The 24537-nt window shown below is 36.2% G+C and carries 15 protein-coding genes; 2 read left to right on the forward strand and 13 right to left on the reverse strand.

The annotated features are described in order from the left end of the window. The first annotated feature begins 33 nt into the window (after positions 1-33). Positions 34-762 carry a hypothetical protein gene (locus tag IPM51_08445; GenBank protein MBK9284340.1) on the forward strand — a complete coding sequence of 243 codons (729 nt, stop codon included), beginning with the start codon at positions 34-36 and terminating at the stop codon, positions 760-762. Between the two features lies 1 nt (position 763). Here the strand turns inward: IPM51_08445 and IPM51_08450 are convergent, their stop codons facing one another. Then, on the reverse strand, positions 764-2167 hold the full coding sequence (locus tag IPM51_08450) for an inorganic phosphate transporter (protein MBK9284341.1): 1404 nt from the start codon (positions 2165-2167) through the stop codon (positions 764-766). 81 nt (positions 2168-2248) lie between these two features. After that, positions 2249-3538 carry a porin gene (locus IPM51_08455; protein ID MBK9284342.1) on the reverse strand — a complete coding sequence of 430 codons (1290 nt, stop codon included), beginning with the start codon at positions 3536-3538 and terminating at the stop codon, positions 2249-2251. A gap of 143 nt (positions 3539-3681) precedes the next feature. On the opposite strand from IPM51_08455, the gene kdsA reads away from it, so the two are divergent. Then, complete coding sequence (gene kdsA / locus IPM51_08460; GenBank protein ID MBK9284343.1) at positions 3682-4515, forward strand: 3-deoxy-8-phosphooctulonate synthase; 834 nt, start codon at positions 3682-3684, stop codon at positions 4513-4515. Between the two features lie 115 nt (positions 4516-4630). Here the strand turns inward: kdsA and IPM51_08465 are convergent, their stop codons facing one another. The 11 genes from IPM51_08465 to IPM51_08515 form a co-directional block, all read right to left on the reverse strand. Beyond that, positions 4631-6976 carry a T9SS type A sorting domain-containing protein gene (locus IPM51_08465; GenBank protein ID MBK9284344.1) on the reverse strand — a complete coding sequence of 782 codons (2346 nt, stop codon included), beginning with the start codon at positions 6974-6976 and terminating at the stop codon, positions 4631-4633. Between the two features lie 119 nt (positions 6977-7095). Beyond that, a complete protein-coding gene (locus IPM51_08470) occupies positions 7096-7641 on the reverse strand; it encodes a hypothetical protein (protein ID MBK9284345.1) in 546 nt (181 codons plus the stop codon). A 9-nt stretch (positions 7642-7650) separates the two neighbouring features. Continuing rightward, the gene (locus IPM51_08475) at positions 7651-9111 is read right to left on the reverse strand and encodes a hypothetical protein (protein ID MBK9284346.1); all 1461 of its coding nucleotides are present in this window, start codon (positions 9109-9111) and stop codon (positions 7651-7653) included. 460 nt (positions 9112-9571) lie between these two features. After that, complete coding sequence (gene dnaK / locus IPM51_08480) at positions 9572-11479, reverse strand: molecular chaperone DnaK (protein MBK9284347.1); 1908 nt, start codon at positions 11477-11479, stop codon at positions 9572-9574. Between the two features lie 144 nt (positions 11480-11623). After that, the gene (locus tag IPM51_08485) at positions 11624-12754 is read right to left on the reverse strand and encodes a hypothetical protein (protein MBK9284348.1); all 1131 of its coding nucleotides are present in this window, start codon (positions 12752-12754) and stop codon (positions 11624-11626) included. A 3-nt stretch (positions 12755-12757) separates the two neighbouring features. Beyond that, positions 12758-15433: an OmpA family protein gene (locus tag IPM51_08490; protein ID MBK9284349.1), complete on the reverse strand. Its 2676-nt coding sequence runs from the start codon at positions 15431-15433 to the stop codon at positions 12758-12760. Between the two features lie 4 nt (positions 15434-15437). After that, a complete protein-coding gene (locus IPM51_08495; GenBank protein MBK9284350.1) occupies positions 15438-16361 on the reverse strand; it encodes a type IX secretion system membrane protein PorP/SprF in 924 nt (307 codons plus the stop codon). A gap of 7 nt (positions 16362-16368) precedes the next feature. Beyond that, on the reverse strand, positions 16369-18714 hold the full coding sequence (locus tag IPM51_08500) for a gliding motility-associated C-terminal domain-containing protein (protein ID MBK9284351.1): 2346 nt from the start codon (positions 18712-18714) through the stop codon (positions 16369-16371). A 24-nt stretch (positions 18715-18738) separates the two neighbouring features. Continuing rightward, entirely contained in the window at positions 18739-19512 is a 774-nt protein-coding gene (locus IPM51_08505) for a gliding motility-associated C-terminal domain-containing protein (GenBank protein MBK9284352.1), read from the reverse strand. Then, positions 19512-21677 (reverse strand): hypothetical protein, encoded by a 2166-nt coding sequence (locus IPM51_08510; protein ID MBK9284353.1) that lies wholly within the window; start codon positions 21675-21677, stop codon positions 19512-19514. The genes IPM51_08505 and IPM51_08510 overlap by 1 nt, the downstream gene beginning before the upstream one ends. Before the next feature lie 8 nt (positions 21678-21685). Further along, complete coding sequence (locus IPM51_08515) at positions 21686-24532, reverse strand: hypothetical protein (protein ID MBK9284354.1); 2847 nt, start codon at positions 24530-24532, stop codon at positions 21686-21688. Between the last annotated feature and the right edge of the window lie 5 nt (positions 24533-24537).

The raw sequence follows: 24537 nt of genomic DNA on the forward strand, positions 1-24537 counted from the left end.
CCGTTTAAAAGCTTTTGACTATCTTGCCTTGTTTTGAAAATAAATAAGATATTAAGTATTCTATTGATTTTTGCTGCATTGGGAGCAAGCGCGCAAGGGAAGAGGAGTAATGTTGGTAAAAAGAAAAAGCCAATCGTTTACAATAAAAACAAAAAAGAGGAGAAACCACATTGGGTGTTTGGACTTGGGTGGAACGTAGTGGATGATAACTCGCACCCATTCAACAAACTTTTCGATATCAGAAAATCTTGGTTAATCAGGCCTTATCCAACTCAATTAATTGCCGACCGTTCTTCTAAAAATGGATTTTCGTTAGGTGGGGTATTTAATTTTAATGTGTACAAGCCAAGTAAACTAATTAACGGGACAATTGGTGGAGGAAGCGGATTATTTTTTTCACTGGATTTTTTAGCTAAATATCATTTGAAGGAGGTTATTCCTTTGCCGAAGTGGGCCGATCCGTATTTACCTTTTGGTACAGGATATACGCTGAGATTTGCTGCGCCGCATAGGCACACGGTGATGTTGAATATGGGTGTTGGTGCCAATTTTTGGATATATGAAGAGTGGATTGGGATAAACGTACAAAGCTTAGCTAAATTTGGCATGAAGGCTCCTATTTTTAAAACCGGCTCAAATTATTTGCAACATTCCATTGGAATTGTTGTGAAATTATTTTTGGATAAGAAAAAGAAATGGCCGTTTATTAAACCAAAATACCCTTGGGTACATCGTGATAAAGTAAGCCGGGAGCGCTATTAATTTAAAGAATTGCTCTAAACAATAAAAACAATCCTCCGGAAAGAATAATAGTTACCGGTAGCGTTAATATCCAAGCTAAAGCAATTGTTTTAATAGTACCCTTTTGTAAATTTTTAAGACCTTTTTTAGCCACCATGGATCCGGCAATACCCGATGATAACATGTGTGTAGTAGAAACAGGCAAACCATAAGCAGAAGCCATTCCGATACCGGCCGACGCAACTATTTCTGCACTGGCGCCCTGCGCATAACTCATGTGTTGTTTACCAATTTTTTCTCCAACTGTTTTTACAATTCTTTTCCAGCCAACCATAGTTCCTAATCCAAGCGATAATGAAATCATAATAATTACCCAAGACGGAGCATATTCTACCAGTTTTTTGGCTTTTTTAATTTCAGATTTTAAACGAGCCGATTCTTTTGCGGAAATAGAAAAGTTAGGACTTTTTAATAATTTCTCTCCTCCCTTGGTTATCTTCATGATGTCTGTTCGCACATCAAATCTATTTTTCAAATCAATATCGGTTGAATAAAATTTGTTGGCTATGGCCTCATGATAATGAACCCCGTGATTTTTAATATTATAGTAATGTTTGAATTCATCTTTGCCAAACTGAGTTGTATCTGTTGCAGCAACTATTGCTTCAATGGCATTTACATTGGCGTTTACACTTTGCAGATTTACCTTACTATCCATCGAAAACTGAGCCGGTAAAATTGCAATTAAAATCAACATAATTAATCCTACACCTTTTTGCCCGTCATTTTGTCCGTGAAAAAAACTAACCATACCACAAGTGCCCCAAAGCAACATCCTGATCCACAACGGGGGTTTTTTACCCGGAATAGGCTCTTTATAGATGACGTCGTGTTTTATAAAACGTTTAAATAAAAACATCACTAAAATAGCCATGGAAAATCCGATTAATGGTGAAAACAATAATGCTAGGCCCGTGTTTTTAGCTTTATCCCAATTTACAGCTGAACCACCAATATTGCCCGGAAGAAAATAATAAGCTAAACCTATGCCTAAAATAGCACCAATTAAAGTATGAGAGCTGGAAGAAGGAATTCCATAATACCAAGTGCCAAAATTCCATATAATTGCACTAATGAGTAAAGCTAAAACCATGGCAATGCCGTGATAGGGATTTGAATCAATCAAAGCATCCATGGGTAATAAATTCACAATGCCCATAGCAACAGTTATTCCTCCCAATAAAACTCCTATAAAATTTAAAATTCCACTATATACTACTGCAAAAGTGGGTTTCATGGAGTTGGTATAAATTACCGTTGCAACTGCATTTGCTGTATCGTGAAATCCATTAATAAATTCAAAGAAACAAGCTAATAAAAGGCATAAAACTAAAAATATGGCCAATCCTGTGGTTAATCCTAACATAGTTTTTTTGTTGTAATGATATTGGTATTTTAAACATTCATTGTTAAGCCAATGTTAAGTTCTGACATTCTTTAAAAATTATCAAAAATTAATCTGCGCCTGGAGCCTTAATAGATTGCCGGCCTGAAAGTTATCCTTCTTGGCAAAGTCTTCAAATCTTCTTTCAGACATGGTGTACATGGCTACAATTTCAAAATTTTTACTCGGTTCCCATTCCAATCCAAATTCGATTTCTTTCACTTCATAACTGCGGGCGTCTTTTTCGTGCTTTTTCCCTCCTTTATACATTTGTGCTCTAATGAAAGGATACAATAATTGTTTTTTAATCGCAATTTTTGCATTAAGTGTGGCGTAACCACCATACAAATCCATCACTTCAATAGAATCTGTAAGCTTATTGAATTGCGGACCTCTTCCTACATTGTATTCAGCTTGTAATCCAATGGGCTTTGGATACCAAACCAATGTGCCTGCCATTCTTTGGTCTAAGTAGTTTAAGTCTTTATTGGTTTTAACTCCTTTAGTTAAATTTTCTGTAGGAATAACATAATTACCGGTGTAAGCTTGCACGCCCGGTTCTATTATTTGACTACCGATTTGAAAAGGATAAGATAATCGGGAAACTACATGTTGTTCATTATTTAACTCCGGTTTATTAGCTGTTTGACCATTATAAGCACCAATGGCAAACACACCATAATCACCCGTTCCTTTATAGCCTTCTTTCACTAACATGCTGAATCGCTTGCGGATTTTTTTCGGAGCCCAATAAAAGAAAACACCTAAGTCACGCTCATTAGATAGTGCGCTATTTAAAGCATCGTTCCGATCTAAGGGTAAACGATTTTGGCTGGACTGCATGTTCTCAAAGCCATAAGGCACTTTACTTTGCCCTATTCTAAATCTGAATTCATTGTTATCATCTAAACCAATATCAAAATACGCATCGCGTATTTGCGCAAAATGCAAGCCAGTACTACTTGCTGAACTTGCAAAATCAGGCTGTATATAAAAGTAAACGCGTTTATTAATTTGTCCGTAAAATATGATACGAATACGCCTTAAGAAAAATCCACCATCTTTACCCCATGACTTATCACATTGCTCACATTTCAAATCAGGATTGGTTTCCAACAAACGATTGTATCTTGCCTGAACATATCCTCTTATTGAAAAATTTTCAAACCAGCCTTTAGCCTTGCTTACTAATGTAGTTACAGAATCTTTTTTGGGTGCAAGTACCAAAGCTGGTGGGCTGGCTTTTAGTACGGTATCAGGTTTTTGGGAAGAATGAATAGAATCGTTTTGCGCAAACAAACTGTTACATAGTAAAAGGATGTAAGAGATTAAAGTTAGAGGAAATACTTTCATTGTAATTTTTATGCAAACTAAACGTTACCAAATGAACATAACATTAGTTCATTGTTAAATAAATGTTAAGCAATTAAGGTTTATGAATTAAGATACTTTAATTAATTTAGCCTAATTACTTGAGAATTATAAGATAAAATAATATGAAGAAAAAGCTAGTTAAAGTTGGAGATATTGATTGCGGATCAAAAGATTTGTTTTTAATCAGCGGGCCCTGCGTGATTGAAGAAGAATTGATTATGATGAAAACCGCAGAGAAGCTTAAGGAGGTATCAGAAAGACTTAAAATAAAAATAATTTACAAGTCGAGTTTTTGTAAGGATAATCGCAGCAGTTTAAAATATTACGATGGTCCGGGTTTAGATAAAGGAGTAAAGTTGCTTGGTAAAATAAAAGAGCAATTTGGTTTTCCGGTATTAACCGATATCCATTCACACGAACAGGCTGCGCCGGCTGCTGAGGTTTGCGATGTATTGCAAATTCCGGCTTACTTATGCATGCAAAGTTCTTTATTGGTGGCCGCAGCGAAAACGGGAAAGGTGGTGAATATTAAACACGGACAATTTTTAGCGCCGGATAACATGAAGCATCCCTTAAATAAATGTATTGATGCCGGAAATGATCAGGTAATACTAACGGAACGCGGATATGTGTTTGGATATAATGATTTGATTGTTGATCCCCGGAGTTTTTATCATTTAAATAATTTAGGATACCCGGTTGTATTTGATATTACGCATTGTGTTCGTAAATACGGAATTCCGAGCTCTGATGCCAAAGGCGGCATGCGCGAATTTTTACCGGTATTAAGTAGGGCAGGCGTAGCCAGTGGAGTTGATGGTGTTTTTATTGAAACGCATCCGGAGCCTGAAAAAGCTTTATGCGATGCCGCTTCGCAATTATGTGTATATGATTTGGAAGAGTTTTTGAAGCCTTTGATTGAATTGCATGGGGTGGTTGGGAAGTATGATTTATAATGATTAGGCGTTTCCCCCCCTACAGGAAAATAATTATTTCATCTCGTGCAAAGCAATTTCGCAACGAAAGAGGTCATAAAAATAACACGAATGATCTAGGTGTTATAGCAAGTAATTATTTAATAACCGTAATTTTTTTGTGGAATTGATAACCTTTGTTAGTTTGAAGTTGAATTAAATAAATACCATCGGCGTAATTGTTCAAGTTTATTTCTTTTTGAATATTGGTTTTTATATTTTCCTCATGCATGATTTCCTGCCCTTTCATGTCTTTTATAGAATAAGAAAATATTTCATCATCGGCAAGTTTGGCGGCATACAATTTAAAAACGCCGTTGCATGGATTTGGTAAGGCTACAAACCGTTGCGCAAGTAATTCATTTTGTATATTATTAATTTGCTCCGGATTTTTGATTTGGTATTCATTAAGTAAAATATTTTGAATTTCATTTATTTCATTACTTGAATACTGATCAACCTCGCTACTTTCGGGAAATAAATCTGAATTAGATTTGGGATGCTCTACATAATGAATAGGAATTTCCGTGTTCATTAAATCGGTTTCAAAATCATTACTTCGGTAATCTTCATTTTTTGAACTTTGTTTTAATGCTAACGGATCATTGTTTCCCGAACAAATATATCTTTTAATGTAAGCTGAAAAATCACTTCCTAATTTAACTTCAAACCCTGGTTTATTGCCACTCTCGGGCAATAAGGTAATTTCTTTGCCTGCTCTATACTCTACTTTTGAACTATCGGTATTGTTTGGAGCAGCAGGAGATGAAGCAGCATAAATTTGCGCTCTGGATTCTAAATTTTGGAATAACTTAACACGTGCCGGTGCAATTATATATGTGACAGGGCCACCGGGACCGGGAAAATTAGTATAGGTAATCACCTCCTGATTCACTCCAATTAAATAAGCAACACCAGCATTTTGACCAAAAGGACCATTTAAAGGTATGTATTGTAAGGGCCAGGTTTGTTCATCGTAATTATCCATTAAATTATAGGCGTTTTTATAAGCACCGCTTTCAACAACACCGGGTTTATCATCTTTTTGATTTAAGTACTCATAATACAAATTATGCAAAAGCATATAATCTACTCCAGGATAATTACCAATAAATGCCCCGCCTTGAGTTTCACAATCTTTTCCCCTAGCCTTAGGGTGTTCTAATTTATCTTGTGAAGACCATTCATAACCACCATGATTACAGTTTCCAAAATTATATGGTCCTTTACAAGGTGCTTGAGAAATTGGGCTTGAAAAAAGAGATTCAGAACTTTGTATTGGCTGATTTTGATGCAATACTTTCCTTAATAATCGAGCCCATTGAACATTATTAACAGTTGTATGTGCCAACATCGCAGTTGAAATTGGAATCGGTACAGGTAAATAACCTCCTGGTAAAGGTCCTGGAATAAAAACAGGTGCGTTACTTCCTGCCTGAACATTTCCCAAAAAAACTGAAGCATCTTCAGAACCAATTATTGGGGTAGTTGGTGGAATAATATTTATGTATAGACCATTATAAGCAGTAAAGCCTGTTGTTAAAGACATTGCATTTTGATTACTATTACAAGGCCAAGGCCATGGATATTCATTTTGAATATAGCAATACATTTTAGCCATTGGATAAGAATAAGGCCACATATGTGCGCCTGCAGTTAAGGTTACTCCATCAGGATATTCTAACAACCAATCTAAATTATTGTTGCCAAATTGCCCCCCAGTAAAATAATTATAACAGCGTGTGGCAATATTTCTTATTTCGGTTTTAATATCAATTACCCCATCTGAAAATTGTTTGGCCTGACCATTTTCATAATAAATCGAATTGTTAGGTAAATATTTAATTAATAATAAAAAAGCATTGAACATGGAATAATACTTATCATGATTAATTGATAAATCTTCTATTGGTTGATCCCCAGGTGCTCCAATAAATCCTGAGAAATTACAGAATTTATTATCATCAGATAATTTATTAATGCTATGCAAGCCAGTAAAGCTGATTGAATCTTTCGGTTTAGAATTATTATATTCTTTATAAGCATAATTAAAATGTAAAAAGTTTTGTGAAGAGGTTAAGCTATCAAAATAATTCAATGGCATATCTTCTCGTAACAAAAAACCATTTCTTTGTAAAGGAAACCGAGAAATAATATCGCTGCCGGGAGGTGATTGTGACCAAAACTGATCTGCTTCTTCATCTAATCTGTTGTAAGTTTCAAGTATGTAATAAATTTCGCGAAGTGTACCATTTGTACTTTGATTTGCACGACTTAATAATTTATATTCTAATGCAAGTGTGCTTAAATATTGGTTTACTATATCTATTTGATCTGGACCTACTTTAGCGGTGAATAAATCATAACCGTCATACTCGTAGTTTCTTTCCGCAAAACAAATACAATCTCCTTGTGTCCCACCTAATTTAATAAAATCGTTCAAAAATCTAGTTTTGTAATACCAATATAATCGGTGCGCCCTTTGATTTTCTTGAAAACTTAATGATTGGCTTTTAAGTTGGGAAATAAATATTAGCAGCAAATATGTGAAAAGTGCTTTTTTCATTGAGTAAAAATGATTTTGTATGAATTTTCTAACCTATAATTACTTTGTAAAATCAATTCCTTTTTAGTAAGCTTAGTAATATTCCAATCTTTATTATCAATATTTTTCACTTCCGGGAAAAGTAAACTTCTTGAGCAATAATTTATATTATTTATCATTTTACATTGGGCAGAATCTTCTGTGTTAATTGTATGATCATAGTCCAGCGTTAAATGTTTATATGCTAAACCTATTTTCCCCTTATAGTTATACAAAAATGTTTTCGCAGAGTATGTAACAGAAGGGTCTGCTTCTTTCGCATAAGTAAACGTAATATACTTCTCATAAAAATCCGGTATCCCCCCAGTATTTATTAAATAAGTAGAATCAATTCCATTTACTTCGTATTTTTTCAACTTCCATGTTTTGCTGTCTCCTACCTTATTACCACCAAATAAATTTTTGCAGGTTCTTCTAATCCAGCCTCCCTCATCGTACTTTTTGCAGGTGAGTAAAGTGAAACTTGTCAAAAGGAGTATAATATATAAGATGATTTTTTTCATTCGGGGGTTTTAATTTTTTAGTTTTTGCTGTAGTAAAGCGTTTTCTTTTTTCAAGGCATTTATCTCCTTTTTCATTTCAATTAAATAGAGGTAAATGTTTTCTATTTTTTCCAACTGCAAAGCTTGCATTTGCGCTAAATCAAGCCCTAACTCTTCTTTCTGTAATTCCTGAGCAGAGGGGATTCCGGGCAAATGCTCATGTTTTACAATATAATTTTCTACTTTATCAAGCGGCGCTAAAACATAGTTTTGCTTAAAAACATAATCGGGCCAAGGGTTTTGTATGCTTACTTTTATTTCACGAGCCCCAATTTTTCCGTTTACGGTAAGCATATAATTACTACTGGTATTAAACTCACCACCAATTTTTGTTCGGCCATCGCCAAACACTGTAAATAAGGAAGCGCCGTTATCATTTAATTGCGCAGAAATTATACGAACATTTGCATCAGTGCTTAAGAACTTAACTCCATTTATAGTTTGATTATTAATTAATAAGGAATGTGCATTATTGAGTATTTGTGTGCTTGGAAAACCAATTTGATTATTAATGCCCATACTGGTATTACCATTGCCATAAACCGCAAATGTTTCGGCATTGGAATTTTTATTGAATGCAATCAAGGCTTTTTGGGCTGAAAAACACATGGATTTTATGCCATTTCCATTCCATCCATCTACATTAAAGCGAGCCGGGTTGAGGGGCGTTGGCATACCTACGGATATTGGCCCTGTATCATCCAGAAAAAATAGATAATTGAAACTATTTACACTGCCTGATGGTTTCCAAAAATTTAAACCGGGGACGGATGTATTACTAACAGGTAAATATTCTATGCCCCAATCGCCGTTAATACTGGGTGTACCCCCATCAAAAATAATTTGAGGACCACCAAAGCTGTTCATTCCACTTAAACGAGCCACGCCCTGATGAAATTGATATTCGGGTCCATTAGTGCTTCCGGGATTTTGAATGCCAAAACCAATTTTACCATCGGGCTTTATCCACTGCCTTTTTACATCATTGGCTTTTAAAATAAAATCGAATTGATCACAGGTGCCAATATCAGAAAGTCCTTGATTGGGGGTGTTGTTTAATACGGAAATATTATTTCCCGCTAAATTCCAATTTAATCCGGCAGGATTACAAGCCCATGTTGGTGGTAAAGCCGGCCCCTTAAATAAATTACCATTATTGTCACTCAAAATTTGTGAAATACCTCCACCCGATAAAGTGGCCATTTGAACGGAGTTGGCAAATACAGCAGGACCATTTGCATATAATGAGCCTTCTACTTTTAAATCCTGCTGTGCTGAAACATCGTCCATTACTGTAAGCGTTGAATTCACCATCATGGATTGCGTTTCCATAGAACCCATAGTTGTAAGCGTATTATTTACCTGAATACTATTGCAGGTAAAAGTTGGTGGTACTTGAGCGTGTATTGTGTTTGCAAGTAGCAAAAACATTAGAGTTAAAATTGCATTATAGCCTGCCTGAGCAGTTTTTAGCTTGAGGGGGTAAAAATTGTTTTCATGAAAATGGATTGGTATAACGAATATATAACAAATTTTTTATAAAACAAATTTAAATGAACATTTCTTTTTGAGTTAATCTAGGCCACTTAATTGTGTATTAAAAAACTTTTGTCTTTTAATGCAAGATAAGTTTTAAGTAAAAAAAATTCAAAAGACAAAAATTCATGTATAAAATTTATGGTTAAAAAATTAAACAACTGTTGCACTATATTTAGTTTCATACTTATAAAAATAACAATGATATTATCAGAATCTATGAGTTTGAGAAATAGTGAAGATAATCAGACAAGCAATGTCGATGGATTTAAATGGAATGAGTTATTCGTATATTAGTAATAAAAAAAACCCGAAGCATTCACTTCGGGTTTTTTTCTTTAACCTAAAACAAAATTTATTTTACTTCTTCAAAGTCAACATCGGTTACGTTTTCACCGTTGCCTTGTTTGCTATCGTTTTGAGGACCTGCATCATTTTGTGCGCCGGCATTTTGCTGATCTTGTTGTGCTTTGTACATATCCTGACTGGCGGCACTCCAAGCATCATTCATTGTTTTTAATGCGGCTTCAATTTTTGCTATGTCTTTTGATGCGTGCGCTGCTTTTAATTCTGTAGCGGCACTTTCAATGGCACTCTTTTTATCGGCAGGAATTTTATCGCCATATTCTTTCAACTGTTTTTCCGTTTGGAAAATCATGGCATCCGCTTCATTCAATTTATCTACTTCTTCCCTCGCTTTTTTATCGGCATCGGCATTGGCTTCCGCTTCGCGTTTCATTCTGTCGATTTCTTCCTGGCTTAATCCACTCTTCGCTTCAATACGAATGTTGTGTGATTTTCCGGTGGCTTTGTCTTTTGCACTTACATTTAATATACCGTTGGCATCAATATCAAAAGTTACTTCAATTTGCGGAACACCGCGCGGTGAAGGTGGAATTCCATCTAAATTAAATTCACCCAACTTACGGTTATCACGCGCCATTGGACGCTCACCTTGATACACTACTATTTGTACTGAAGGCTGATTGTCGGCCGCCGTACTAAAGTCTTGCGATTTTTTAGTAGGTATAGTGGTATTACTTTCAATTAATTTAGTGAATACACCGCCCATGGTTTCAATTCCAAGAGATAAAGGAGTAACATCTAACAACAATACATCTTTTACTTCGCCGGTTAATACGCCACCTTGTATAGCTGCTCCAATAGCAACCACTTCATCCGGATTTACACCTTTGCTTGGTGCTTTACCAAAAAACTTTTCTACTGCAGTTTGAATTGCCGGTATACGAGTTGAACCACCCACTAAAATAATTTCATTGATATCGCCTGTACTTAAACCTGCATTTTTTAAAGCAGAACGGCAAGGCTCAATAGTTCGTTGAATTAATTTATCAGCCAAGGATTCAAATTTTGCGCGGCTTAAAGATTTTACTAAGTGTTTAGGTATACCGTTCACCGGCATAATGTATGGTAAGTTAATTTCTGTAGTAGTTGCGCTTGATAATTCGATTTTTGCTTTTTCAGCTGCTTCTTTTAAACGTTGTAAGGCCATTGGGTCTTTACGAAGATCTATGGCTTCATCTTTTAAAAATTCTTCGGCTAACCAATCAATAATTACCTGGTCAAAATCATCACCACCTAAGTGAGTATCGCCATCTGTAGATTTTACTTCAAATACACCATCACCTAATTCAAGTACAGAAACGTCATGTGTTCCACCTCCGCAATCGAACACCACAATTTTCATGTCTTGTCCTTTTTTATCCATGCCGTAAGCAAGGGCGGCAGCAGTAGGTTCGTTGATGATACGTTTTACTTTTAAACCTGCAATTTCTCCGGCTTCTTTGGTTGCCTGACGTTGCGCATCGTTAAAATAAGCCGGCACTGTAATAACAGCTTCGGTTACTTCGGTACCCAAATAATCTTCGGCTGTTTTTTTCATTTTTTGAAGAATGATGGCAGAGATTTCCTGAGCCGTATATTTTCTATCGTCAATTTGCACGCGAGGTGTACTGTTATCTCCTTTTACAACGCTGTATGGCACTCGCGACACTTCTGTGCTTACTTCATCAAAAGTGTGTCCCATAAATCGTTTAATTGAATAAACGGTTTTTGTAGGGTTGGTGATAGCCTGACGTTTTGCAGGGTCGCCCACTTTTCTTTCGCCGCCTTCTACAAAGGCTACAACAGAAGGTGTGGTACGCTTTCCTTCATTATTTGCAATAACCACCGGTTCATTCCCTTCCATTACTGCAACGCAAGAGTTGGTGGTTCCTAAGTCTATTCCTATTATTTTTCCCATTGTTTTATATTTTGCTTATAGGACTTCAATAAATATGCCAAAGGAAAAGAACAAAGAAATGGGTGACAAGCTGTCAGAATTCTTAAAAAACCGAGAAATAATGACTGAATCTAATCCGTAAACCCTATAAAATGACAGTAATTCTTAATTACAAAGAGGTAGCGTATTGCCGGTTGTCAGGAATTTAAATTTGCAAGTGATTGAGCTATAAGCAAACATATCTTTAAAAGGAATGGCCATTTCTCTTTCGATGGAGTAGGTAGATCTGAAGGTGAAAATACCCAGTGCCTTTTTATCATCAAAATTAGAGTAAAGCGGTTTTTCTTGAGCAATACTTAATGATGGTGAAGTATATTCGAGGTAATCTAAGTATTCTTCAGTAGTTTTATACACCCGAAATTCAATTTTGTACATTTTTCTACCTACGATTTCATTAATAGGTTTAGATGAATTATTCATTTCAATTTCCACATTATTTAATAAATCTAATCTTCTAAAATTATAAGTTAAGAATGGACCCTGGTTATTTTGAGCCACTGCATCTTTTGTAAGAAGACGAGGAAAAGAATGTTTGATATAATGATATTCATTAATGCCCGAATTCAGAGAGTCATAGTAATGCAGGCGAATTTCCAATTGATAAAGTATTGCATTAGCTTTTGGTTCTATTTTTATTGAAAAAGGTTGATTGTTTGCTAATTCTTTATCGTAATTAATAAAAATATTTTGGTCAGTTAGATTATTTACATTGTCAGGGTCGCCATAGTAATGATGGAATGGATACCAAACTGTATAAGACGAAGGGATGTTATTAGACAAGGAAGTTGCTTTTGCTGTGAATTCATTTCCGCTTCTGTTATTTTTTACTTTTAATCTATATTCACCTTCACCGTATAATACATCGTAAGTCACATAAACACGTTGGGTTCTTGAAAACGCACCGGGCTCGGCGGTAACTACAGAATCCCTAAAAGTTATTTCGCTTTTATTTCCTGTAGGGGTAGCGGCAACTTTTGCCCCATTCACAAATCTTTCCATTGTAACGGTAATTTCGCCCGCAGGGTAATTTATAGAATCAGAAACTAATGCCATTTGATTAGCATCACCTTCACCCAAAAAAACTTTGTTTATCCGAATCATGTGAACGCTTTCTTCAGGATTTAGAACAGCGTGAATAGATGGTAATTCTTTATAAGGAGCGTTTAATTTCAATTCGTTTTTGCAAGATTGGAGCAAAACAACTGCGGGTAAAATAAAGAGCAAGTGTAGTTTCATAAATTAGCTTTGCGGAGACTCGGTTATTTTAAATTCGGTACGTCGGTTTTTGGCATGCTCTTCATCATAACAATCAACGCCATTTACACAACGATTCAATAATTTAGTTTCGCCATAACCAACTGCCTTTAATCTTTTTTTATCGATTCCTTTTGAGATTAAATAATTTACAGCGTGTTGCGCTCTTTTTTGTGATAGTCTTAAATTAAAATCATCACTCGCTTTAGAATCGGTGTGCGAACTCAATTCTATTAAAAGTTTTGAATTTGAATTTAAAACGGTTATTACTTTGTCTAATACTTTTTGTGCTGCATTATCAAATTTGTAATCGCCGGAAGCGTAATAAATATTTTCAATGATAGTAAGTTCTTTCTTTTTGTTTTTATCGTTTTGTTTGTTTTTCAGCATCATTACTTCCATCCAAGGGTCGTCAACTACAAATTCGCCCAATGCTGTTTTATCGGCATCCAGCATTTTAAAGGTAAATCTACCATAGCCATCTTTATCTATCACTTTATAAATTCTTCCTTTATTATCGGCGATATAAATTCTTTTTACTCCGCTTAATACCGGGTCTTTCTCATCGGTTTCAAATAAATAATTTTTATCACCTTTTAAGTTTTTAAAATTAAATTTTCCGTTTTCGGCAGTAATTACTTCCTGAAGTTCTGCTTTAGAGCCTTCTTCTTTAATTTTAAATTTAGCTGAGGCTATTGGTTTTTTATTTTGATCGTACATGTAACCGAAAACATCCATGCTCAGGTTAACATCTTCCACGTCCATTTCCTTCATCAAACCTTTGTCGGCACTCAACACTTTAAATTTAAATTTACCGGAGCCTGTATAAAATGTTTTGAGTTCTTTACCACTTTTGTTGGTTAAAATAACTTTAGTATTGTTTGGCAAATTAATATCTGTTTCTTCTATGGAAATTAAATAATTCTGATCTGAAGGAATGTTTCTGAATGCAAAAGCTCCAAATTCATTAGTGGTTATTTCCTCTAAAACGTCGCCGGCATCGTTCGTTAATTTTAATTTAGTATTCTTAATGGGTTTACTTGGGCTCTCGCCATATAATAAATTACCAGCAAGTGTTAAGTCATCATCGGTTTGTAAATCAGGTAAACTGTTGGGATCAAAAGGTAAATTTTTAAATACAAATTTGTTATTTCCTTGTTTGTTGGTGATACGTTGAACCACATTGTTCTTGTCTGCTAAGAAATACCGAGCCTTACCGGTAAATTGCGGGTCATCCGTATCAATAATGGCCATGTATTTTTTATCCGCGTCAAAATTTTTGAATTCAAAAAATCCTTTGGTGGTTGTTTTTACACTGTCTATTCTTTTTCCGTTGGTTTCTGCTAAAATAACTTTAATTCCTTTGGCCGGATCATTACCGTTTTCGGTCAGGTAAACTGTTCCAGAAATAATTAAAGCTTTATCGGTGTATTTATACCAATAGATATCGTCTTTTCCTTTACCGCCGGTACGATTGGATGAAAAATAGCCTATACTATCATTTAAAAAAGTAATTCCGAAATCATCAAAACTGCTATTGATATTCAACCCTTCATTCCGAATCAAAATCCATTTTCCTTCAAATAATTTTGCCGAATAAATATCTAATCCTCCAAACCCGGGCAGGCCTGTAGATGAAAAATATAAGGTGCCGTCTTTTCGGATTGTTGGGAACATCTCATCTGCACTGGTATTAATATCCGGACCTAAATTTACCGGTTTGTCCCAATCTGATCCATTCCATTTACAGAACCAAATATCTTTTCCGCCGTAACCACCGGGCATATCGCTGGTAAAAAAGATAAAGTTGTTATCGTAACTGATACTTGGATGGGCTACAGAATAATTATCGCTATTGTATTTAAACGGTGTGATATCTTTCCATTTTCTTTCTTCCCCTTTGGCCACAAAAATTTGCGCGGTATTTATAAAATTCTTTTTCTTTTTATAATTAACCCTGGTGAAGTAAAAAGTTTTTCCGTCGGCGCTTATACTTCCCGGGCCATCATGGTATTCGGCATTTATTCTTTTAGAAAGTGTTTTAGATTTTTTTGCTTCTGTTCCATGAATATCGGTAACGTACATATTTAAGTAAGGCTCGCCATTATAGTCGTTTACCGAATAATCAACAAAATTAAAAGATTCCTTTTCCGCAACAAAAGCCAGTTTGTTATTAAATACCAGAGGCGAAAATTCTGATTTCTCTGTATTAATTTTTTCAATATTTTTCACTTCATATTCGATGGGTTTAGACATGTAGTATTTTATTTCTTTACAGAATTTAACGGCTTTAGATGCATTTGCATCTTTGGGATTCAGTTTCAGGTATTTTCCGTATTGCTCAACAGCCTCGGGGTATTTGTTATTGGTTTTTAAAACCTGTCCGTAATTGAAGAATACTTCTGCCGGAACTTGATGACTGATGGCCAAAGCTTTTTTATAGGATTCTTCGGCATTGGCATAATCATTCAGATTTTTATAACAGTCGGCTAATTTTAAATGAGCCTCTTGATTTTGAGATGAATTTCCCTTTAAGGCTTTTTTATATTTTGGAATAGCCTTAAAGTACTGTGATTTGGAATAATAAGCATCTCCTTTACTGATTTGAGTAAATGCAAAAACCGGCAGTGCGAAAAGTAGAATGAGTATTTTGATTTGCATAATTTTAAAGGAAACGCGGTGAAATAACTTTAGATTTAACTTCAGGAATATCAAATCCCAACATAATTTCATGTGATGAACCAAGCGATCTTCTGATTCCGGCGCCGCTGTCGTAACTATAACCAACGCGGAATCTGTTGCTAACGTAATATTGAATTAAAAATCCGGGTCCGTAATCACTTCTTACAAAGAATCCCAGCCACAATTTTTTTAATAAAAAGAAATTTAAGTTTAAATCCATATTTCCAATATCAGCTTCTGTCACTCTTCTTAACATTATTGTAGGAGCAAAAATACAGTTTTCATTTAATTGAAACGATCGTCCTGCTGTTAAGAACAAATGGGTTTTGGGATGATAAGCCAATTGACCGGTAGCGGTTGTAATTTGATAAACATTGCTGCTGGCCACGTGACTAAAACTAAAGCCAAAGAAAAATTTGTTAGAGCGCAAATAGGTTCCTCCGCTTAAATCCAATTCACCTGCTTTTTGATTTTGTAAAGTTGATGAATTTGTTTCAGGTGTTTTAAAGGTTAGCTCCTGAAAATTAAAACGGTAACTATTGTACCCGGCGTTTAATCCAAAGGACAATTTATATTTTTGACTCAGTTTTAAAATGTAAGCTATGTTGCCATAAATGGCAGTTAAATCTCTTGGACCCAAACGATCATTGAATAGAGTAACACCAACGCCTAATTTTTTATTTAGAATAGGCGTGTGTCCACTAAGGCAAATTGTCCTAGGCGCACCATCAATGCCGGCCCACTGTTGTCTAACAGCCCCGATAATGGAAACGCCGTCACGAGCCCCCGCATAAGCGGGATTAATTATCATTTGGTTAAATTGATATAAATTATATTGTGGGTCTTGTTGCGCAAAGAACGACACACCATAAAAAAATATTACAATTAAAATACTTAATTTTTTCATTTCCCTTTTATTTTATTAATTCAATCCATCCTTTAATTGGGGTTCCGTTTCCTAAATCAATCAAGTAGAAATAAGTTCCTCCGGAAAGATTTTTATTTTTTGGCCAATAAACCGTTTCATTATCGTATCCTGATTCGTTAAATAATACCTTTCCCCATCGATTAAAAATGGTAACGTTATTGCGTTTAAATTGTCCAATGTTATCAATTATAAATTTATCATTGTTATTATCTCCGTTTAAGGTAACAGTGTTGTATATTTTTATTTTACAATCCGTATCAATTTGAATACTCACAAAACGTTTAAGAGCACAGCCATTTTCATCAATAATATTTACACTATAATTTTCTGCAGTAACCGGTTTTACAGAAATGCCTTCCACATCGGTAGCAATTATTGAACCACTGGCGGTAGACCATGTATAATTTTGTGCGCCTAAAAAGGAAATGATAGACGAGTCGCCGGGACATAAAGGATTTTTAGAAACCAGCAAAGGTTCAGTGGAAATAGAGAAGTTAGTTATGGTAAACTGATTGGCGGCCGTACAGGTGCTAATAGGATCGAATGCAACAACGGTTACAACACTTGAGCCGTTAATTGGAGGAGAAATAAATAAGGAACCTGAGCCTATTGGATTAATGCCATCGTACCAACTGTATTGATAGGTGGATCCATTTCCACTGGCTTCAACACTGGCTTTTTCATCCGGACAAACTTCCGGTTTAGGATTTGAAATGCTAAAAACAGGAGTTGATTTATTGGTGATAACTACAGTGTCCAACATAGTTCGTGCGTTGATTGAACAAGTTCCTACACCGGAAGGGAAATTAAAATGTAAAACCGGATAAAATTTTCCGGTTGTGGTAACAGTATATGGATTGCCAGAACCTAATAAATTTCCGGGTGTTTCATACCAATCCACAGTATGATTGGGTAGAAGAGAAGGTGAAGGTAATGCTGTTAAAGCAACAGGAGATCCCGGACAAACGGTTGTGCTAATTGGAGTAACGCCAAGCTTTGTGGAGAAATTTGGAATTACACCAACAATTCCGCCGGAAGGATTTTTCCAAGGTTTTATAAATATATCGGTTCTTAAATTATTATCAAATCTTCCAATGTTAACTTCTTCTGAATGTAATGATAAACTTCCGGTACCAACAACAACAAGAGAATTTGCATCAAAAGGAATTAATGAATTAGTAAACGGTCCGCCATGCATTAAAACAACCAGGAAGTTGTTATTAATACCAATAATGTCTAGGTAACCATCTCCGTTAATATCACCACACTTAAAATCAGTAGGCATTAAAATATTATTGCTTGGAGTAGAGGAGACTATAGGTAATTGAAAAGTATTAGGAACAGAAGGTAGGGAATAGGTATTAAAAGCAGAAGTTGCCCCATTATAAAAAGCAAAGCCTAATACCGTATTGCCTGCAGTTTTTGCTCTAGCAAGTGCTATCAAATCGTTAACGCCATCATTATTTACATCGATAATTTCAACTTTTGAAACACTGATTTTTGCACTCACAAAAGGTATTAAGTTGGCGGTATTTACATTTTTAACTACGAATTGTAAGGCTCCTGGTCCGGAAGTGACATTTTGTAAAACACAAACATTATTTGTGTCGGCCTTGTTGGCTAACACTATTTCATTGGTGTTATTTCCGTCGTTATCAAGATTCCCGATGGAAATATTAATCGTATCTTTTCTATTAATTTTATTGAAATTAAGATTGGCATTTAGTGGTGGAGTGGTATAATCTAAGCTAAAACTGGCATTGTTTAGACCACTAGAAATATTTCTGTATACAAGGGCTATGTGACCAAGTGTTCCTGTAACTTGTGAAGTAAGTATAACAATATCATCCAAATTATCATTATTAAATTTCCCGGCTTTAATATAATTGGGATGATCTTTATAAATACTCGGTGAATCGTAATGAAAACCTCCAAACTGGGTAAAAACAAATGCAGATTGGTTAAAATAAATACGAACACTGTCACCTACACTTACGGCCAGATCCAAATCCCCATCCCCATCAAAATCTCCGGCATCTAAAGAATTATAATTACTGGTTTGTATTCCTGCTACTGTCACTTGGTTAAATCCACCTGTTGTGTTATTGGCATAAACAAGAATTCTCTCTCCAAGCGTATCTGCAAGCACAACATCATCAAAGCCGTCACCGTTCAAATCACGAACAACCAAATTTTTTGTTGGTTTTACCGGGCCCCCTGATATATTAACCACCTTATCTAAGCAAACATTTTTAGATGAATAGGGAAGAAAGACTTGCGAATTAAGGAATAATCCCGAGCCAAGTAATAGTATGATTAATATATTTTTCATTCAACTGATTTTCAAAATTAACAATTAATTATTGATTAATTCAAGCCAACCTTTTAACACTGCGCTTCCATCACCCAAATCGATAACATAAAAGTAAGTTCCTGAAGTGTATGATTTGGAATTATCTTTTTCGGGCCACGCATTTACGCCATTTTTATAATTTTCGGTATTAAATACTTGTTTACCCCAACGTGTGTAAATCTGAATTTTATTATTTGGAAATTCTTCAATGTTGTCAATTACCCACTGATCGTTTATGCCATCGGCGTTTAAGGATACACCGGTATAAATTTTAATTTTACAAGGTCCGTTTAAATCTTCAATAGTTTCGTTAAATTGATTGAGTGTATCAGTTTTTGCTATGCCATTATAAGCGTATTTGATTTGAATTTTAATATTATAATTTCCGGCCTTTAAGCTATCCACTTCAGCACAAGTACTATCCGGACATACGGAATTAGGTGTCCAAATGTATTTAACTGAATAGTTAGTAAGACTTGTGTTCAGTTCAATTTTAATTTTACCATCATTTTTGTCAGAACAGGATAAATTATTTTTAATAATATTTCCGGCAATTAATGGAGAAAAATAAAAAGGTTGTAAAAATCCTTCGGTTAAAAGAATATTATTATTTGGCCCTTGTGTTTGTGTAAAAGGTTCTCCTATATTATCTGTTATATAAATTCCGTTTACAGCAGTGGTGTAATGTTTACCGGCCGAATTTATTACTTGTGGAGTCACTGTTTGTGAATTAACAAGCAGCGTAGAAAGAGTTAATATGTAAAATAAATATCTCATTATTCGATAATTTGATAGTTAATATTAAATGTTCCCGGACTTACGGTTACCGGGAATCCGCCTCCCGTAGGTCTGTATACCCGAATGGAAAAGCCTGTTAAGCCTGGGCTAACTACCATTAAATCCAAGCCCTGCATGTCACTGGAAGGTGTTAAGTTTATAATCGGAATACTACTGTATGGCTTGTTAAATACAATCGGAATTTCAATAAAGTTGGCCCCTGCAATCATGGTTGAAGATCCTACATTAATATTTAAGGTTCCTCTAACATCGTTGCAATTAGAACAAGAATTTCCCGTGAGTACAAAACCTCCTTGTACATTTACCGATGGAGTTGTAATATTTTGGCCTGTTGCTTTAATATGTCCGTTTTCTACCCATAAGGCAAGTGCTGATGTGATTCCAATTCCGGAAGAAGCTTTTATGGCCGGACCAACACCGTTGTTAAATCCTTTAACTCCGGCTCCCATTCCATTATTTTCACCCCTAACGCCTGCTGTAATGGAATTGGTAAGATTAGTTACTGTTCCATAAACACCTGTAGTTCCATTAACTGAGTTTGTGTTAACGCCGTAAACTCCGGCGCCTTGCCCTTTATTTTCACCTTTTAATCCGGCTGCAAATTGATCACCATTATTAGTTAATGCATAAACACCATGCGCATTAGAATTATCACTAAGCGTAAAATTGTTTATTCCCGCTATAGCTGCTGTACCTGAACTTACAACACCAAGAACTCCGAATCCACTTGTTGAGGATCCATAAATTCCGGGACCGGCATTTCCGTTTCCACCAAAAATGGTGGCTTGTGTTCCGCTACTCTGACCTTGCAAAGCAGTATTAGCACCAACTGAGCTTATAATTCCTGTTCCGCTTCCTAAATGAGATAAGCTTAATCCGGTGCCGGTATTTCCATTGCCCATATAAATGTTTACTCCCTGTCCGGTTGTTGAAGTTTTAAAAACATGTAAACCAACGTTAGTACCATTGTCGTTGATCCGAACTGCATCAACGGCATTTCCTGCTTCATTCGTAATTTCTGTTTTACTTAAAGGTGTAACAGTGCCGGTTCCGATTCCCACGCGATCACTGCTGTTAAATAAATGTAAGTATCCGGGTTTTTGAACCCATAAACCTGCCGGAACCACACCGGTTGCCTGCCATTTTGCTTGACCGTTCGGCATGTATGTTAATACATCACCCACGGATGCTCCAACTGTGTTTGTTCCAATAATAAATAATGAATCATTAAATATAACTTTTCCTTGATCAAATACAGCTGCCAATTTATTAGTGCCCGGACTTCCAATAGCTGTGGCATATAAGCCGGTGGCTGTTGAAGTAGAACTTGATCCATATCCAATGCCTAATAAGCCAACCCCGAGACCGTTACCAATTCCCATACCATGGGTTCCAACACTCAGCCCATTTCCGTTATTTATTCCAGTAAAATTTCCACCATAAATGGCTGAAGAAAAGGAAGAGCCAATGACAGTTGGTGTGTTACCTGCAATGATAGACCTAAAGCCGGCGCCTTTACCTACCATATTCGGATGATATGCAAATACTACGGTTGTATCTAGTAAAGAGTTTGTGGTTACGTGTAATCTGCTTCGTAACCCGGCCGGGTATAAACCAATGCCAACATGGCTTCCATCATTCGTCAAATTGGAATCCACATTCCAGGTTAATCCATCCCAACGAAGGGTTTGTCCGTTTTTTGTTCCGGAAGGTAGCGAGCCATTACCGGATGATTTTGCATATAGAGCAAATGGTACTGAAACTAATTCTTGAGCGCCTAAAAAATTAAAACCTGATCCCGTATTGATGTTTACGGTAAGTGTATAAGGGCCATTTTCCCAGGTAATTGTGTTTGATATGGCAGAGGTTGCTCCTATTTGAGTGTTGAATAAGCCAAGCGTATTCACGGCAACTGCTGTTTGAATTTCATCATGTACCACTGCATTTGAATTATCTGAAATTCGAAAATGTAAACCAATTGTATTTAAGGTAGTAATCGGAATTCCATTTAAATCTCTCACCATGCCCTGATAATTGATTTTTTGAGGCGCTTGGGCATTTAAATCAAATCCCCATAGCAGAATCAAAAGAATAAAATGAAATCTTTTGTAAATAACCATTTTAAGATGTTTGAAATTTGTCATATTCGTTTTTAATTAGCTTCAATTACAAAATAAGTAAAGGTTATGTTTTGTCCTAATACAGAGAAACCATTTGAGTGTATGGTGAATCCGGTTGTAGTAGGATTAACATAGTAGGCTTTAGTAGAAAATTCAATAGCTCCATAAAGACTAACCGGAGTGATTACTACCACAGGCGTATTAGCATATGTAGTGTTGAAAGTGAGGGACATCATAGCGCAGCCGGCACAAGGAACATTGGTAAAGTTTAAATTGATTCTGCCTGCAACATCAGTTGAGCCTGGTGTTAAGGTGATTGCTCCGGCGTGTCCACCGCTGAAAGCAATTGTAGGTGCTGTGGTTTGTTTGGTTTGTATATGGCCGTTACTAACCATTAATCTTGAGTTGGTGTTTGGGTTTGTACCTCCAATACCTACATTTCCTTCAACAATTAATCCATCTGCTGGTGGATTTGTTCCGTTAGCATAATTTGTGCCAATAGCAACGCCATTAGTAGCGCCTAAATATCCGCCAATTGACATAACCGGATTTAAGCCATTTACATCGTTTGTGATTTGAATCCTATTGAATGGTGCATTTAACTTAATGCTCATCCCTACAGATGCAATACTATTTTCACCCAATGTAATCATACCCCCGTATGTATTGCTGTTATCTCCGCCTGCTATTAAAACTTTAGTATTGTTTGCGCCGGGTTTAATAAAAGCGTAATGTGAGCTGACCGGATTTGTTGTATGGTTCCCAAAAGCAATGTTTCCATCTCCGAAAATACGCATACGAACAGTATTGAAGGTTGCAAAGTGCATGGTGTTATTAGTCATTACTTGCACTAACATGGGTCCGCCACTTGCCGCAGAATAGATATGAGAGAGATTCGCCAAATTAACTCCGGCAGTAGAACCACCGGCAGTAGAACCCCATTTTGAAAATTGCAATGCATTTAAACTATTACCGTCGGTTTGAAGTATAAACTCCGATAAACCCGAGGTACCCGGCGATTCAATTTTTATTCTTTCATTTCCATTATTTAGTCCAACCAAATGAAGCTTTTCTGCCGGTAGAATGGTTCCTAATCCTAAACGACCGTTGCTGAAATCACCATAGATCAGTGGCGGATTAGTGCTTTGATTTGCAATGTAAAGTTTATTAGAACCCGTTTCATTATAACCGGCCTGATAACCAATAAATACATTGTTGCTTCCAGTGGCACTATATCCGGCATACGCGCCGACAGCGGTATTAAAACTTCCGTTAACAACGCTATTCAAAGCTTGTGTTCCAAACGCTGAGTTGCTTCCACCAGTTGCAGATGAAATCAATGCGCCTTGTCCGAATGCCGAATTCGCTTCGCCACTGAAATTATCCCTTAATGCGCTAGCACCAAATCCGCTGTTTGCGCTACCGGTTGTATTTGCGTTGAGAGCATTATATCCAAAGGCTGAGTTTACAGAACCCGTAGTGTTTGCATTCAATGCAGTTGAACCAACGGCTGTATTCCTAAATCCTGTAGAATTACTTTGTAGAGCTCGATAACCCACCGCGGTATTCTGATTTCCTGTAGAAGAGTTAGAAAGTGCGCCAGAACCAAGGGCCGTTGAATTAACTCCAGAATTACCTGTTCCTGCCTGGTAACCAAAGTATGCTAAGCCGTTACCACTTTCTAAAAATCCAGCAGATTGATTGTTAACTCTGAATGACAAAGGTACGTTATCCGTTGTGCCTAAAAAATGAAGTGTTGGATTAGTTGCAGCGTTACCAAAGATGGACCATCCGGGCTGAACAGTGGGTGTTGAGATTGTGTAGTTAGGATAAGATCCTGATACGGTTGTTGAGCCGGCACCTGTAATAGTTGGAGTGGAGGTATTAACCGTAAAATTGGGTGATGTTCCAAGAACGTTAGTTATCCCACCTCCAGTTATGTTAATTGAAGTTGGAGGAGGTAATTGGATGGTATTTCCATTGCTCACTGATATACTATTACCGATAATGGAAAGTGAAGGGCTTGAAGATATGGTGTAACTTGGAGCACTGCCATTTACTGTAATGTTTGTATTGCCGGACTGTATTTGAGTGAGAGGTAAATTTACGGTACCGCCAAGATTTGAAACTAAAGTTGAGCCATTTGAAATGGATAATATTTGATTGGGGACATTAACAACAAAATTAGTACCAAGCGTAGGGGTTACGAATGCATTTCCGCTACCGGTTATTGAAATGGAGCTCGCCCCGGAAGGATTCAAAGTAACAGTTGAAATTGCCGTGCCTTGATTGATAGATAATTGATTGGTGACATTATTAAAATTCAAACTCGGATCGGGCACACTAACGTGTAAATTATAGCCAACGTTTGAACTTGAAGTGGCAATGCCTTCGGTGTTTAAAGTTGGGTTCGCGATTGTTAATGACACGGATGAGGTACCTGCGCCGCTTGAAGTGTGTGGATTGTTAATGCTGATGGTTGAGCTGTTTTGCGAACCAGCTGATTTTGCATACAAAGCAAATGGAACCGATACTAATTCCTGAGCGCCAAGAAAATTAAAGCCCGACCCTGTGTTGATGTTAACTGTTAAAGTATAAGGACCATTCTCCCAGGTGATGGTGTTTGATATGGCAGATGTGGCGCCAATTTTGGTGCTAAATAAACCTAGTGAATTTACAGGCACTGAAGTTTGAATTTCATCATGAACAACAGAATTTGAGTTGTCTGAAATTTTAAATTGAATTCCTATTGTGCTCAATGTGGTAACAGGAATACCGTTTGCATCGCGTACCAAACCTTGGTAGTTTATCTTTTGCGGAGCCTGCGAAAAAAGAATGCTATTAATTAGAAGAAGACTTAAAAAGAATATAAAACGCATATACA

It is taken from the genome of Sphingobacteriaceae bacterium (genome assembly GCA_016715905.1).
In the GTDB taxonomy this organism is placed as follows: domain Bacteria; phylum Bacteroidota; class Bacteroidia; order B-17B0; family Aurantibacillaceae; genus Aurantibacillus.

Excerpts from the sequence above, each read along its gene's own strand:
- IPM51_08450 (MBK9284341.1), bottom strand. The coding sequence starts at position 2,167 with ATGTTAGGATTAACCACAGGATTGGCCATATTTTTAGTTTTATGCCTT.
- IPM51_08500 (MBK9284351.1), bottom strand. The coding sequence starts at position 18,714 with ATGAAAAATATATTAATCATACTATTACTTGGCTCGGGATTATTCCTT.
- IPM51_08505 (MBK9284352.1), bottom strand. The coding sequence starts at position 19,512 with ATGAGATATTTATTTTACATATTAACTCTTTCTACGCTGCTTGTTAAT.
- dnaK (MBK9284347.1), bottom strand. The coding sequence starts at position 11,479 with ATGGGAAAAATAATAGGAATAGACTTAGGAACCACCAACTCTTGCGTT.
- kdsA (MBK9284343.1), top strand. The coding sequence starts at position 3,682 with ATGAAGAAAAAGCTAGTTAAAGTTGGAGATATTGATTGCGGATCAAAA.
- IPM51_08475 (MBK9284346.1), bottom strand. The coding sequence starts at position 9,111 with ATGTTTTTGCTACTTGCAAACACAATACACGCTCAAGTACCACCAACT.
- IPM51_08470 (MBK9284345.1), bottom strand. The coding sequence starts at position 7,641 with ATGAAAAAAATCATCTTATATATTATACTCCTTTTGACAAGTTTCACT.
- IPM51_08455 (MBK9284342.1), bottom strand. The coding sequence starts at position 3,538 with ATGAAAGTATTTCCTCTAACTTTAATCTCTTACATCCTTTTACTATGT.
- IPM51_08510 (MBK9284353.1), bottom strand. The coding sequence starts at position 21,677 with ATGACAAATTTCAAACATCTTAAAATGGTTATTTACAAAAGATTTCAT.
- IPM51_08495 (MBK9284350.1), bottom strand. The coding sequence starts at position 16,361 with ATGAAAAAATTAAGTATTTTAATTGTAATATTTTTTTATGGTGTGTCG.
- IPM51_08490 (MBK9284349.1), bottom strand. The coding sequence starts at position 15,433 with ATGCAAATCAAAATACTCATTCTACTTTTCGCACTGCCGGTTTTTGCA.
- IPM51_08515 (MBK9284354.1), bottom strand. The coding sequence starts at position 24,532 with ATGCGTTTTATATTCTTTTTAAGTCTTCTTCTAATTAATAGCATTCTT.
- IPM51_08485 (MBK9284348.1), bottom strand. The coding sequence starts at position 12,754 with ATGAAACTACACTTGCTCTTTATTTTACCCGCAGTTGTTTTGCTCCAA.